The following is a 13,242-nucleotide window of genomic DNA, read 5'->3' as shown; positions in this document are numbered from 1 at the left end:
GGAGGCCGCGGCGGAGACCCCGCCCCGCGCCAGGGCGCCCGCCGGCCTCACCATCACCTCCGACGGCACGGCGGGTGACCCGGCCGACGATGCCGCGACCATCACCGAACCCGTCGCCGACGGCGAGGTCGCCGCCGAGGTGGCCGACGCCGACTCCCCGGAGCCGTCGGCGGAGGAGCGCGCCGTGGCGGCCGAGCGGGAGGCGCGCATGGCGGCCCGCGCGCAGGCCAAGGCACTCGCCGCGGCGCTCGCCCCGATCGCGGGCGTCGAGGGCGTCGGGCCCACGATCGCTGCCGCGGTCCGCGACTGGTTCACGGTGGACTGGCACCGGGAGGTCGTGCAGAAGTGGCGCGCGGCGGGGGTCCGGATGGTCGACGAGCCCGACGAGTCGGTCCTGCGCACGCTCGACGGCCTCTCGATCGTCGTCACCGGCTCGATGGAGGCCTACTCCCGCGACGAGGCGAAGGAGGCGATCGCGGCCCGCGGCGGACGCGCCGCGAGCTCGGTGTCGAAGAAGACGGCCTTCGTGGTGGCGGGCGAGGCGCCCGGCTCGAAGTACGACAAGGCGCTCGAGCTCGGTGTCCCGGTGCTCGACGAGGCGGGGTTCCGCGTGCTGCTCGAGCGCGGCCCCGACGCGGCGCGGGAGGTGGCCACCGTGGAGGCCTGACGCGCCCGATCGCGCTCCGGGGCTGTCCGTAAGATCTCGGCTCGGAGCGGCTGCCGCTCTCGGACGGCACGTGCCGTCGGTCGACTACTGTGGGCCCGAACGGGGGTGTGGCTGTGCTCCAGGCGGTTCTGAACGGGTCCCGGCCCGCCGACGCCCACCCCGCGCTGCCCGTGATCGCCCGGCATCTCGCCCGCGACGCGCGCGCCGTCGCCCGCCTCGGCATCGCCGCGGTGCATGTGCACCCCCGGGGTCCCGACTCGCAGGAGACGCTCGACCCGGTGCACGTCGGCGACGCCGTCGCCGCCATCCGCGCCGAGGTCCCCGGCATGGAGATCGGGGTCACCACCGGGCGCTGGATCCAGCCCGACCCGGTGAAGCGCATCGAGGCCGTGCTCACGTGGGGGCGCCTCGGCGTCGGCAAGCCCGACGTGTGTTCGGTGAACGTCCACGAGAAGGGCTGGGTCGACGTGTGCGCGGCCGCGGCGTCGGTCGGGATCGGCGTCGAGCTCGGCGTGTGGACCAGCGGCGACGCCGTCACGCTCCGCACCAGCGGCATCCCGCGGGGCACCACGCGCGTGCTCGCGGAGTCCACCGTGTCCGACCCGGAGACGTCCGTGGCCGAGGCGGTGCGCATCCTGCGCGCACTGGGCCCCCTCCCCGTGCCGGTGCTGCTGCACGGCGAGGAGGACGGCGCCTGGCCCGTCCTGGAGTACGCGCTCCGGATGGGGATCGACACGCGCATCGGCTTCGAGGACGTGCTCGTCCGCCCCGACGGGTGGCTCGCCACGGGCAACGACGATCTCGTCCGGGCCGCGCTCGCGATCCGGGTTTGACCGTGGCCGGCGCCGGGTAGCTCGGCGGCCGTTGTCCAGCGATTTTGGCTCCTGCAACAGAAATCGCGGCCCGAACGTGGTCCAGGACGTGGCCCATTGCGCGAAGCGCGAAATACCGTCGAGTACATGGGAGTTCTCGGCTCGATCGGACGGCGCGCGCGCACCGCGGCCACCTGGTTCACACAGCCGCTGCTGCCCGATGACCTGCTCGGCACGCTGAACCCGCTGTGGTCGACCGGCGAGCCGCACGCCCGCGTCGTGGGCCTGCGGCGGGAGACCACCGACACGACCACGCTCCTGCTCCGCACCGGTCCGCGGCGTGGGACGCACCGCGCCGGTCAGTTCGTCGGGATCGGCACCCGCCTCGACGGGATCTGGCACTGGCGCACGTACTCCGTGACGTCCCGCCCCGACGACCCGGTGCTGGCGGTCACGGTCACCGCGCTGCCGGGTGGCACGGTGTCGGGCGCGCTCGCCCACCGCACCCCCGTCGGCACGCTGCTGCGGATCGGCCCGCCCGCGGGCGAGTTCGTGCTGCCGGAGCCGGCACCGGAGAAGCTGCTGTTCGTCACCGCCGGCAGCGGGATCACCCCGGTCATGGGGATGGTGCGGGACCTGGCCGCCACCTGCCCCGAGGCCCTCGACGGGGCGGCGCTCGTGCACTGCGACCGCACCCCTGCCGACCTGCTGTTCGCGCCGGAGCTGCGAACGCTCGCCGCGTCCACCGGGCTGCGACTCGTGGAGCGGCACACCGCGGTCGAGGGCAGGCTCACGCCCGACGCGCTGGCCGACTGCGTCCCGGACTGGGCGGCCCGGCAGACGTGGGCCTGCGGGCCCGCGGGCCTGCTCGACGCCCTCACCGAGCAGTGGGCGCGCGCCGGTGACCCGGACGCGCTGCACATCGAGCGGTTCGTGCCGCCGACGCCGGTTGCCGCGGACGCCACCGGTGGGCGGGTCAACTTCACGACCAGCGGGATCGAGGCCGAAGCCGGGCCCGGGACCCCGCTCATGGTGGCCGGTGAGGCGGCGGGGGCCCTGCTGCCCAACGGCTGCCGCATGGGCATCTGCCACACCTGTGTGGGCAAGCTGCGCTCCGGCGCGGTCCGCAACCTGCACACCGGCGACCTGCACGACACGCCCGGCGAACCCGTCCGCACCTGTGTCTCCGGTGCCGCGGGCGACGTCGAGATCGAGCTCTAGGGAGCATTCATGACCAGCACCAGCACGCGCACCACCATCAGTGCAGCCGCTCACCTCACCGACGAGCAGATCGAGGCCCTCGGCGCGGAGCTCGACGAGATCCGCGCGGAGGTCGTCAGCAGCCTCGGCGAGGCCGACGCGCGCTACATCAACCGGGTCATCGCCGTGCAGCGGGCGCTCGAGATGGGCGGCCGCGGCGCGCTGATCTTCTCGCTGTTCCCGCCCGCCTGGTTCGCGGGCACCGCCGCGCTCTCGGTGGCCAAGATCCTCGACAACATGGAGATCGGCCACAACGTCCTGCACGGCCAGTGGGACTGGATGCGTGACCCGAAGATCCACTCGACGACGTGGGAGTGGGACCACGCCACCCCCGCCGAGGCGTGGAAGAAGACGCACAACTACGAGCACCACACGTTCACCAACGTGCGGGGCCGGGACCGCGACCTCGGCTACACGATCATGCGGATCACCCCGGAGCAGGAGTGGAAGCCCTCCAACCTGTTCCAGCCGCTCACCAACTTCGGCCTGTCGCTGATCTTCGAGTGGGGCATCGCGCTCTACGACCTCGAGCTGGACAAGGTCAAGGACGGCACGAAGCCGTGGCCGCAGGCCAAGGAAGAGCTGAAGACGTTCTGGCGCAAGAGCCGCAAGCAGCTCGCGAAGGACTACCTGCTGTTCCCGCTGCTGTCGGGCCCCGGCTTCCTGCACACCGCGGCGGCGAACCTGACCGCCAACGTCGTGCGCAACGTCTGGTCGCACGCGGTGATCTTCTGCGGGCACTTCCCGGACGGCACCGAGACGTTCGAGGAGGAGCGGCTCGACGGTGAGACCAAGGGCGAGTGGTACGTCCGGCAGATGCTCGGGTCGGCCAACCTCTCCGGCGGCAAGCTGTTCCACATCATGACCGGCAACCTCAGCCACCAGATCGAGCACCACCTGTTCCCGGACATCCCCAGCAACCGGTACGCGGAGATCGCCCCCAAGGTGCGCGAGATCTGCGGGCGCTACGGCCTCACGTACACGACCGGGTCGCTGCCGCGGCAGTACGGCAAGGTCCTGCGCAAGATCGCGCGCCTCGCGTTCCCCGGTGGTGGGGAGAAGGCCAAGGCCCCGGTGACGGAGCTGCCGGCCCGTCGCCGCACCCCGGCAGGTCCCGCGGTGCGCTTGGCCGGCTGAGACACGCTCCCGCCCAGCCCCGATACACCAGCAAGGTGGCATTGCTGTCACTGGACGACAGCATTGCCACCTTGCTGGCACGCCCGGGCCCACTGACGGCTCCGGTGGGCCCGGGGTCGACGTCGCTGGCCGTCAGGCCTCTGCGGGCGGCGGCATCCGCAGTGCCACCGCCAGTTCCAGGCGCGCGGCCGGGTCGTCCAGTGCGCCGCCGAACGCGTCGCGCAGGCCGGCCAGGCGGTAGCGCACGGTCTGCGGGTGCACGTGCAGCGCTGCGGCCGCCGCCGCGATGTCTCCGTGGGCGTCGAGCCACGCCCGCAGCGTCTCCTCCCCCCGGGCGGCCGCCGCGGCCGGCAGCGCGCGCAGCGGCGCGACGGCGCGCGCGTACAGATCAGCGGCGAGGTCCGGCTCGGCCGCCAGGAGCAGGGCGAGCAGGTGCTCGTCGGCCCGGGCGAACGTCTCGTCGCACCCGCGCCGCAGCAGCCCCGCGAGGTGCAGTGGCCACGCCGCCTGCGCCCTGGCGACTGAGCGGTGGGCGTGTGCGGGTTCCACCACGGGGCCGAGCACGGCGCGCCGCTCCCCGAGGCCGGCGCGGACCCGCTTGACCCATTCGGAGCGCTCCGCCGCGTCCCAGCGGGATCCGCCCGCCCCCGGGACGGGCACGACGGCGACCCCGACCGGGTCGAGATCGGCGCCGATGGCGCCGGGCAGCCGCGCCGCCACCGCGACGGCGTCCTCGACCACCAGTGCCGCGAGCCGCGCGGGGAGGGGCCACCCCGCCGCGACGGCGACGCGCTCGAGCTCGGGTGTCGCGGCGGGCGGGTGTCGGGCCAGCAGCTCCACCAGCGCGTGCCGCCGCGCCTGCAGCGAGCCGGCGCGGTTGGCCTCCTCGTCGGCCCAGCCGGCGACCGACGCCGCCGAGAGCAGCTCCACGTAGCTGAACAGCGCCTCGGCCAGGCTGAAGATCACCTCGGGCGGCAGCTGCCGGGCCGCCGACCCGGTGCCCAGCCTGCGCCACAGCGTCCGGGTCCCCACCTGGTAGGCCGACTGCAGGGCGGCGAGCGTGCGACCCTCGCGATGTTCCAACTGCCCGAGCGCCCGGTAGACGCGCACGTCGGACAGCGACTCGTCGCGGCCGAGCAGGTCGATGAACTGCTCGAGGGCGACCGAGACGCCCTCGGTGATCCGCATGCCGAAGCGTCCGGTCAGCGGGCGCGCGTAGTCGGGGACCTCGGCGCGCACCGCCGTGATGATCTCGTCGGTGGCGGCCGCGACCTCGGGTCGCAGCGCCGCCCCGACCCAGCTCGGCACCCGCGACCACGGCCGGTCCATCGCTCAGTCGCCCATCCGTCAGTCACCCAGCACCGTGGTGACGATGCCGGTCAGGTGCGTGAGTCGGGCGAGCTCCGACGGGCGGAACGCCGGCCCGCCCGGCCGCCCGACGACCAGCGCCCGCGCCTTGGTGCCGAACGGCGCGGCCGCGAGCTCGGTGTCGAGGGCGCTCCACGGCTCCGGGACCCAGTGCACGGCGGGGTCGACGACGATCGCCTTGTCCAGCGGCAGCCACGGCAGGTCGCCTGCGCGCGTCTCGGGCGCCGCGGTGCTCTGGGCCAGGCGGTAGGAGTGGTCGCCGTCGCGGACGGCCACGAGCGCCCAGCCCGCCCGGAAGATCCGCGGGATGCCCTGGGCGAGCAGTTCCAGCCCGTGCGCCGGGTCGGCTGTGATCTCCTCGATCAGCTCCAGCTCGCGGTGCGTGTCGAGCTTGCCCGAGTGCGGGCGGACCGACTCGACCTCCACACCGGGCACCGACTCGGCCGCGGTGATGAGCACGTCCGGCGGCCGCCCGGCCGGCAGCTCGACGGCGAGGTCGTCGATGGCCTGGCCCTGCGAGCGCTCGACGACGTCGACGCCGAGGATGTCGGCTCCTGCGTTGCCGAGCGCCGTTGCAACGGCTCCGAGACTGCCCGGCTTGTCCGGCAGCACCACCCGGAGCAGGAACGACACACCACACGTCCTCTCGCGACGACCCCGACCGCTGGACGGGCGCCTCTGGGTCGGCGACCGGCACGGTCCTCAGCCCGCAAATTGTGTCAGGCCGGTGGCATCGGTGCGCAACATCGTGCGTAAAGGACGCGTGACGCTCGGTGCGGGCTCCGGCCGCCACCCGTGACCGCCTGCGCACGGCGACCGAGCGGCGACGACTAGACTCGACAGGTCGGTGCCGCGCCGATGCTGCCGCGCTCCCGTCGAGCGCCTGAGCGCAGCGGCCACCTGCACCGGCAGCTCTTCTCCACAGCTCCAACCGTCCTGGAGGGACATGTCCGCCGAACCCGCGCCGTCGGGTCCCACGGGAGGGATCACCCGCGACGAGGTCGCGCACCTCGCCCGGCTGGCCCGGCTCGCCGTCACCGACGCGGAGCTCGATGTCTTCGCCGGCCAGCTCGAGGTGATCCTCGGCGCCGTCGCCCGCGTCGGCGAGGTCACCGCCGAGGACATCCCGCCCACCTCGCACGCGGTGCCGCTGCAGAACGTCTTCCGCCCCGACGAGCGCCGCCCCGGCCTGGACCAGGAGCAGGCGCTGGCGGGTGCCCCGGCCGCCGAGGACGGGCGGTTCCGGGTGCCGCAGATCCTGGGGGAGGAGGCCTGATGAGCGCGACCGACCTGACGCGGCTCAGCGCGGCCGACCTCGCGGGGAAGATCCACTCGCGCGAGATCTCCGCCGTCGAGGTGGCGCAGGCCCACCTCGACCGCATCGCGGCCGTCGACGACACGGTGCACGCGTTCCTGCACGTCGCGGGCGAGGCCGCACTGGCGTCGGCCGCGATGGTCGACGAGCGGCTCGCCGCGGGCACTGCGCCCGCCTCGCCGCTGGCCGGCGTCCCGCTGGCGCTCAAGGACGTGTTCACCACGGTGGACATGCCCACCACGGCCGGCTCGAAGATCCTCGAGGGCTGGCGCCCGCCGTACGACGCCACGGTCACGGCGCGGCTGCGCGCCGCGGGGATCACGATCCTCGGCAAGACCAACATGGACGAGTTCGCGATGGGTTCCTCCACCGAGTACTCGGCGTACGGGCCGACCCGCAACCCGTGGGACACCAACCGGGTGCCGGGCGGCTCCGGTGGCGGCTCGGCGGCGGCGCTGGCCGCGTTCGAGGCGCCGCTCGCGATCGGCACCGACACCGGCGGCTCGATCCGCCAGCCCGCGGCGTTCACCGGCACGGTGGGCGTCAAGCCGACCTACGGCGGTGTCTCCCGCTACGGGCTCATCGCGTGTGCGTCCTCGCTCGACCAGGGCGGGCCGTGCGCCCGCACCGTGCTCGACGCCGCGCTGCTGCACGAGGTCATCGGCGGCTGGGACGACCGCGACTCCACCTCGATCGACAAGCCGGTGCCTTCGGTGGTCGACGCGGCCCGGATCGGTGCGGCGGGCGACCTGTCCGGCCTGCGCGTCGGCGTGGTCCGCGAGCTCGGCGGCGAGGGTTACCAGCCCGGCGTGCGCTCCTCCTACGAGGACGCGCTGCGGCAGCTGGAGAAGCTCGGCGCGGAGCTGGTGGAGGTGAGCTGCCCGCACTTCGAGTACGGGCTCGCCGCGTACTACCTGATCCTGCCCAGCGAGGTCTCGTCGAACCTCGCGCGCTTCGACGCCATGCGCTACGGCCTGCGCGTCGACGTGGGCGCGTCGGCCGAGGAGGTCATGGCCGCCACCCGGGAGGCCGGGTTCGGCCCCGAGGCCAAGCGCCGGATCATCCTGGGCACCTACGCGCTCTCGTCGGGCTACTACGACGCCTACTACGGGCAGGCGCAGAAGGTGCGCACGCTCATCAGCCGCGACTTCGCCGCGGCGTTCGAGCAGGTCGACGTCCTCGTCTCGCCGACGACGCCCACCACGGCGTTCCCGATCGGCGACAAGGTCGACGACCCGCTGGCCATGTACCTCAACGACCTCGCGACGATCCCGACGAACCTCGCGGGCACGGCCGCGCTCTCCGTCCCGTCCGGGCTCGCCGACGGGCTGCCGGTCGGGCTGCAGGTGATGGCCCCCGCGCTCGGCGAGGCCGTCATGTACCGGGTGGGGGCCGCCTACGAGGCCGCCCGCAACGCCGAGGACGGCGGCCCGGTGATCTCCCGCGTTCCGGAGGTGTCCGCATGAGCACGCCCACACTCGTGGACTACGACGAGGTGCTCGAGCGCTTCGACCCGGTGCTCGGGCTCGAGGTGCACGTCGAGCTCAACACCAACACGAAGATGTTCTGCGGCTGCCCCACGGCGTTCGGGGCCGAGCCCAACACGCAGGTCTGCCCCGTCTGCCTGGGGCTGCCCGGCGCACTGCCGGTGGTGAACCGCACCGCGGTGGAGTCGGCGATCCGCATCGGGCTCGCGCTCAACTGCGACATCGCCCCGTGGGGCCGGTTCGCGCGGAAGAACTACTTCTACCCGGACATGCCGAAGAACTTCCAGACGTCCCAGTACGACGAGCCGATCGCCGTCAACGGGTACCTGGACGTCCTGCTCGACGACGGGTCGACCGTGCGGGTGGAGATCGAGCGCGCCCACATGGAGGAGGACACCGGCAAGTCGCTGCACGTCGGTGGCGCCACCGGACGGATCCACGGCGCGGAGTACTCGCTGCTGGACTACAACCGCGCGGGCGTGCCGCTGATCGAGATCGTCACGAAGCCGATCGTGGGCACCGGCGCGCGGGCGCCGGAGGTGGCCCGGGCGTACGTCACGGCGCTGCGCGACCTGCTGCGCGCCCTGAACGTCTCCGACGTGCGGATGGACCAGGGCTCGCTGCGCTGCGACGCGAACGTGTCGCTGATGCCGAAGGGCGCCACGGTGTTCGGCACGCGCACCGAGACCAAGAACGTCAACTCGCTGCGCTCGGTGGAGCGCGCCGTCCGCCACGAGATGACGCGGCAGGCCGGTGTGCTGCTCACGGGCGAGCGAGTGGTCCAGGAGACGCGGCACTTCGACGAGTCCACCGGCACCACGTCGCCGGGACGGACGAAGGAGACCGCCGAGGACTACCGGTACTTCCCGGAGCCCGACCTCGTCCCGATCGCGCCGTCCGCGGAATGGGTCGATGAGCTGCGCGGCACCCTGCCGGAGCTGCCGTGGGAGCGGCGGCGGCGCATCCAGGCCGAGTGGAGGCTCACCGACGCCGAGCTGCGCGACCTGGTGAACGCCGGCGCGCTGGACCTCATCGAGGCCACCGTCGCGGCGGGGGCGCCCGCCGGTGAGGCGCGGTCGTGGTGGGTGGCCTACCTCGCGCAGCAGGCCAACGCCCGCGGCGTCGAGCTGGTGGGGTTGCCGATCACCCCGGCCCAGGTGGCCCACGTGATCGCGCTCGTGGCGTCCGGGGAGCTGAACAACAAGCTCGCCCGCCAGGTCGTCGACGGCGTGCTGGCCGGCGAGGGCGAGCCGGACGAGGTCGTCGCCGCCCGAGGGCTCGCGGTCGTCTCCGACGAGGGGGCGCTCGTCGCGGCCGTCGACGAGGCGCTGGCCGCCCAGCCCGACGCCGCGGAGAAGATCCGCGGCGGCAAGGTGGCGGCGGCGGGCGCGATCGTCGGTGCGGTGATGAAGGCGACGAGGGGCCAGGCCGACGCCAAGCGCGTGCGGGAGCTGATCATCGAGCGCTGCAGCTGACGGAGTCAGGCGCGGCTCTGGCCGCCCCCGGCCGGCGGCTGGATCCGGATCACGCGGTCGTCACTGGGCACCGGCACCCCGCCGGCCGCCTTGTTCACGGTGCCGAGCCAGAGCAGCCCGTCCGGTGCGAGGGTGGCGGCCGACAGCCGCCCGTAGGTGTTGACGAGCAGCGTCTCCGGCGCGCCGGTGAACACACCGTTGTCGCCGGGGCGCAGCACGAACAGTGACGCGGCGCCGGTCTGTGCGACCGCGACGATGCCCGGCTGGGCCATGCAGCCCGCGACGCCGGGCCGGTCGGGCCATGTCCAGGCCGGGGCCGGGAGCGGCCCGGGCTGGACGAGGTGCAGCACGTCCTGGGTGCCGGTCCGGTCGGTCACCCAGGTCGCGGTGGTGATCGGGTCGGTGCACACGCCGCCGGGTGCGTGCAGGCCCGAGCTGAGCACGGGGGAGGTCGGGTCGGGGTTGCCGACACCGGGGCGGCCCAGCGTGTCGATCCGCAGCAGCTTGCCGGCGAGCGAGTCGGGCGGCGCCCCGCCGGCGTCACCGGTGGCCACCAGCAGCGTGCCGTCCACGTCGACGCCGAGCGCCCCGCCGTTGTTGCGCCGGCCGCGCGGTATCCCGGTCAGCACGGGCTTGGCCGGTTCACCGGGCGCGATCCGCACCACCCGGTTGTCCTCGGGCGTGGTGATGTAGGCGTAGAGGAGCTGGTCCTCGACGAAGGACGGGGACAGGACGAGCCCGGTCAGCCCACCGCCTCCGGTCGGGTCCACCGGCACGGTGGTGACGAGCTCGGGTTCGGTCCCGCGTTCCACCCGCAGCACCCGGCCCGTGGCACGCTCGCCGACGAGCGCCGAGCGCCCGTCGGGCAGCACGGCGATCGCGCCGACCGGTTCTAGGCACGTGGCGACGACCTGCGGGTCCGGGTCCTCGCACCCGGATGGTGGCTGCGGGGCGCCCGACTCGCCTGCGCCGCCGCCCGGCGGCGGTGGCTGCGGTGGGCTGGACTCGGGGACGACCGGGGGCCCGCCGAGCTCGCCCACGCCCTCGAGCTTCTCCTGCCACTCGCGCGGCCCGGCGTCGGGGAACTCGGCGCAACCGGCCAGCATCAGCCCGAGCAGCGCTGCCGCCACTGCGCGCCGCACCCGTCCCACCACGGTCGCCAGGCTAGGCGCCGGCAGGTGAGCGGCGGGTGAGTACGTTCGCCCCATGGTCGACATCGGAGTTCTCGTCCCGCACGACGAGGGGTGGCGCGCCTCGCGGACGTCCAGGGCGTCACGCCGGTGCGCTACGACCCCGAGGCCGCGCTGCCCGCCGCCGCGGAGACCGCGCAGGTGCTGGTGCCGCCGTTCCTCGCGACGGCGGCCGCGGTGGCGATGGTCGAGAAGCTCCCGCAGCTGCGGCTCGTGCAGCTGTTGTCGGCGGGTGCGGAAGCGTGGATCGGCCGGCTCCCGGAGCACGTCGCGCTCTCGGACTGCCGCGGCGCGCACGGCGGCGCGACGGCCGAGTGGATCGTCGCCGCGCTCCTCGCGGTGTACCGGGACCTGCCGCGCTTCGTCCGCGCCCAGGACGAGGCCCGCTGGGACTACCACCGCACCGACGAGCTCGCCGGCAAGCGGGTGCTGGTGGTCGGCGCCGGGGACGTCGCGGAGCAGACGGTCCGCCGCCTCGCCCCGTTCGATCTGACCACCACCCTCGTCGGGCGCCGCGCCCGGCCCGGCGTGCACGCCGTCGAGGAGGTGCTCGACCTGCTCCCGCAGCACGACGCCTGCGTGGTGATCGTCCCGCTGACCGACGCCACGCGCGGCCTGGTGGACGCCGCGTTCCTCGCCGCGATGCCGGACGGGGCCGTGCTCGTCAACGCCGCCCGTGGGCCCGTCGCCGACACCGACGCGCTCAGCGCCGAGCTCGTGAACGGCCGCCTCCGCGCGGCGCTCGACGTCACCGACCCCGAGCCGCTGCCCGCCGAGCACCCGCTGTGGCGCGCGCCGGGCCTCCTGCTCACCCCGCACGTCGCCGGGAGCGTCCCCGGTACGCAGCGCCGGGCCTACGACATCGCCGCAGAGCAGCTCGCGGCGTTCGCGCGTGGGGAGCGGCCCCCCAACCTGGTCGAGGACGGGTACTAGGGCCAGTACCAGGGCCGGGTGGGCTGGTCCGCGGCTACCCTCGCGACCATGAGCGACGACCCGACGTCGATCCTGCCCGGTTTCGGCGAGCCCGAGTCGGCGAAGACGCGCCCGAACGTGCGTCCGCTCGCCTGGAACCGGGGCACCGACGTCGGCCTGCTGCTCCTGCGGTTCGCGGTCGGCGGCACGTTCTTCGCCCACGGCATGCAGAAGGTCTTCGGGCTGTGGGGCGGGCCGGGGATCGCCGGGTTCGCCCGCTACCTCGACGGGCTGGGCTTCCGGCAGAGCACGCTGCTGTCGTGGGTCACCGGCATCACGGAGCTGGTGGCGGGCGCGTTCGTCGTGCTCGGGGTGCTCACGCCGCTGGCGGCCGCGGGACTGTTCGCCATCATGATCAACTCGGTGCTGCTCAAGTTCGGCAACGGCTTCTTCATCGCCTCCGACGCCGGCGCGAACGCGATCGAGCTCGACGTCGTCCTCGGGCTCGCCGCCGCGGCGCTCACCCTCACCGGGGCCGGCCGGATCGCGCTGGACAACAACCGCACCTGGAACCGGCGCCCGGCGCCGTGGGGTGTGCTCGCACTGGTCGTCGGGATCGCGGCCGGCGTGCTCGTCCACGTGCTGCTGCGGTGAGCGCGCCGGCCGACACCGCCTGGCTCGCCCAGGTCGGGCGTTGGGCGGGCGGGCCGGTGACCGTCGGGCACCGGGAGCCCTTGGCCGGCGGATACGTCTCCGCACAGGTCGAACGGGTCACGCTCGACGCTTCGGGCCGCGCGGTCGACGTCGTCGTGAAGCGGGCCTCCGCGACGGAGGTCGCCGCGATGCGTGCGCTCGCGGTGATCCCCGGTCTCGAGCGCCCGCGGCAGCTCGCGACCGGCCGGGACGCCGAGAGCGAGTGGCTCGTGCTGCCGTTCTACGCCGGACCCGGCCTCGGGGCCGACGCGGAGGTCCCGGCGGAGGTGTGGACGGCCCTGGGCCGCGTGCACGCGCACTGGCACCGCAAGCGCCCCCGCGGCGTCCCGGTGGTGGACGCGGCGTGGTGGCGGACGACGGTGCGCGAGCGCACGCTGCCCGCCGTCCTGGGTGCGGGGGAGCGCACCGGCGATCCGCTGTTCCCCGAGGTCGCGGCGCTGCTGGAGGCCTGGGCGACCGACAGCCGGTTGCTCGCCGCGCTCGCCGTCCTGCCGCGCACCCTCACCCACGGTGACGCCCACCGCGGCAACGTCCTGCTCGCCGCCGACGGGGCCGTGCTGATCGACTGGGGCAACGCCCGCGTGGCTCCGGCCGGGTTGGACCTGGCCACGCTCGCCGCACAGGGCGCGCCCGCCGCCGACGCCTACGCCGCGGCGGTCGCAAACGCGACGCCCCCGCCCGAGCTGCGCGAGGTGGAGCGGCTGTGGGCGCAGGTGCAGGTGCACGTCCAGTACCTGGGGTTCGCCGCAGACCACCTCGGCTCCGCCCGGGTGGCGGAGATGGTGCAGACGGCGGTGACGGCGCTGGACGCGCTGGGCCCGGCGCTCGACGCCGCCCGCAGGGCCCGGCCCGAACGCCAGGAAAGCCACGTTCCTGTCGCTGAATGACGGGAACGTAGATCGGAA

General features: G+C 74.3%; 13 protein-coding genes. 10 read left to right on the top strand and 3 right to left on the bottom strand.

The window, feature by feature from the left end:
* From KME75_RS34380 to KME75_RS34365, 4 genes are all read left to right on the top strand, one after another.
* On the top strand, positions 1–667 hold a 667-nt coding region (locus KME75_RS34380), incomplete at its 5' end, for a BRCT domain-containing protein (RefSeq protein ID WP_308283341.1).
* A gap of 113 nt (positions 668–780) precedes the next feature.
* A complete protein-coding gene (locus KME75_RS34375) occupies positions 781–1,500 on the top strand; it encodes a 3-keto-5-aminohexanoate cleavage protein (RefSeq protein WP_219419113.1) in 720 nt (239 codons plus the stop codon).
* A 126-nt stretch (positions 1,501–1,626) separates the two neighbouring features.
* Positions 1,627–2,700, top strand: coding sequence for a flavin reductase family protein (locus KME75_RS34370; RefSeq protein ID WP_219419112.1), 1,074 nt, complete (start codon positions 1,627–1,629; stop codon positions 2,698–2,700).
* A gap of 9 nt (positions 2,701–2,709) precedes the next feature.
* Positions 2,710–3,876 (top strand): fatty acid desaturase family protein, encoded by a 1,167-nt coding sequence (locus KME75_RS34365; protein WP_219419111.1) that lies wholly within the window; start codon positions 2,710–2,712, stop codon positions 3,874–3,876.
* Between the two features lie 132 nt (positions 3,877–4,008).
* On the opposite strand, the gene KME75_RS34360 is transcribed toward KME75_RS34365, so the two are convergent.
* Positions 4,009–5,205, bottom strand: coding sequence for a helix-turn-helix domain-containing protein (locus tag KME75_RS34360; protein WP_219419110.1), 1,197 nt, complete (start codon positions 5,203–5,205; stop codon positions 4,009–4,011).
* Between the two features lie 18 nt (positions 5,206–5,223).
* On the bottom strand, positions 5,224–5,877 hold the full coding sequence (locus tag KME75_RS34355) for an ACT domain-containing protein (protein WP_219419109.1): 654 nt from the start codon (positions 5,875–5,877) through the stop codon (positions 5,224–5,226).
* Positions 5,878–6,190: 313 nt separating this feature from the next.
* On the opposite strand from KME75_RS34355, the gene gatC reads away from it, so the two are divergent.
* The 3 genes from gatC to gatB are packed head-to-tail and all read left to right on the top strand — an operon-like array spanning position 6,191 to position 9,521.
* Positions 6,191–6,520 (top strand): Asp-tRNA(Asn)/Glu-tRNA(Gln) amidotransferase subunit GatC, encoded by a 330-nt coding sequence (gene gatC, locus KME75_RS34350; protein WP_219419108.1) that lies wholly within the window; start codon positions 6,191–6,193, stop codon positions 6,518–6,520.
* Positions 6,520–8,025 carry an Asp-tRNA(Asn)/Glu-tRNA(Gln) amidotransferase subunit GatA gene (gatA, locus tag KME75_RS34345; protein ID WP_219419107.1) on the top strand — a complete coding sequence of 502 codons (1,506 nt, stop codon included), beginning with the start codon at positions 6,520–6,522 and terminating at the stop codon, positions 8,023–8,025. The genes gatC and gatA overlap by 1 nt, the downstream gene beginning before the upstream one ends.
* Positions 8,022–9,521, top strand: coding sequence for an Asp-tRNA(Asn)/Glu-tRNA(Gln) amidotransferase subunit GatB (gatB, locus tag KME75_RS34340; RefSeq protein ID WP_219419106.1), 1,500 nt, complete (start codon positions 8,022–8,024; stop codon positions 9,519–9,521). The genes gatA and gatB overlap by 4 nt, the downstream gene beginning before the upstream one ends.
* A gap of 5 nt (positions 9,522–9,526) precedes the next feature.
* Here the strand turns inward: gatB and KME75_RS34335 are convergent, their stop codons facing one another.
* A complete protein-coding gene (locus KME75_RS34335; RefSeq protein ID WP_308283339.1) occupies positions 9,527–10,675 on the bottom strand; it encodes a PQQ-dependent sugar dehydrogenase in 1,149 nt (382 codons plus the stop codon).
* Positions 10,676–10,765: 90 nt separating this feature from the next.
* Here KME75_RS34335 and KME75_RS34330 point away from each other — a divergent pair, with 90 nt between their 5' ends.
* From KME75_RS34330 to KME75_RS34320, 3 genes are read left to right on the top strand one after another with little or no spacing between them, the layout of a single operon-like run.
* The gene (locus KME75_RS34330) at positions 10,766–11,644 is read left to right on the top strand and encodes a 2-hydroxyacid dehydrogenase (RefSeq protein WP_219419104.1); all 879 of its coding nucleotides are present in this window, start codon (positions 10,766–10,768) and stop codon (positions 11,642–11,644) included.
* A 48-nt stretch (positions 11,645–11,692) separates the two neighbouring features.
* Positions 11,693–12,277, top strand: a complete 585-nt coding sequence (locus KME75_RS34325; protein ID WP_219419103.1) for a DoxX family protein — start codon at positions 11,693–11,695, stop codon at positions 12,275–12,277.
* Entirely contained in the window at positions 12,274–13,224 is a 951-nt protein-coding gene (locus KME75_RS34320; protein WP_219419102.1) for an aminoglycoside phosphotransferase family protein, read from the top strand. Before KME75_RS34325 ends, KME75_RS34320 begins: the two co-directional genes overlap by 4 nt.
* Positions 13,225–13,242: the final 18 nt, after the last annotated feature.

The sequence above is a fragment of the Pseudonocardia nigra genome, from assembly GCF_019396355.1.
In the GTDB taxonomy this organism is placed as follows: domain Bacteria; phylum Actinomycetota; class Actinomycetes; order Mycobacteriales; family Pseudonocardiaceae; genus Pseudonocardia; species Pseudonocardia nigra.
This window is presented reverse-complemented; position numbering and strand designations above follow the sequence as displayed.

What these genes read in the sequence shown, in the direction of transcription:
- KME75_RS34370 (WP_219419112.1), top strand. Translation starts at nt 1,627, where the DNA reads ATGGGAGTTCTCGGCTCGATCGGACGGCGCGCGCGCACCGCGGCCACC.
- KME75_RS34365 (WP_219419111.1), top strand. Translation starts at nt 2,710, where the DNA reads ATGACCAGCACCAGCACGCGCACCACCATCAGTGCAGCCGCTCACCTC.
- KME75_RS34360 (WP_219419110.1), bottom strand. Translation starts at nt 5,205, where the DNA reads ATGGACCGGCCGTGGTCGCGGGTGCCGAGCTGGGTCGGGGCGGCGCTG.
- gatC (WP_219419108.1), top strand. Translation starts at nt 6,191, where the DNA reads ATGTCCGCCGAACCCGCGCCGTCGGGTCCCACGGGAGGGATCACCCGC.
- gatA (WP_219419107.1), top strand. Translation starts at nt 6,520, where the DNA reads ATGAGCGCGACCGACCTGACGCGGCTCAGCGCGGCCGACCTCGCGGGG.
- gatB (WP_219419106.1), top strand. Translation starts at nt 8,022, where the DNA reads ATGAGCACGCCCACACTCGTGGACTACGACGAGGTGCTCGAGCGCTTC.
- KME75_RS34325 (WP_219419103.1), top strand. Translation starts at nt 11,693, where the DNA reads ATGAGCGACGACCCGACGTCGATCCTGCCCGGTTTCGGCGAGCCCGAG.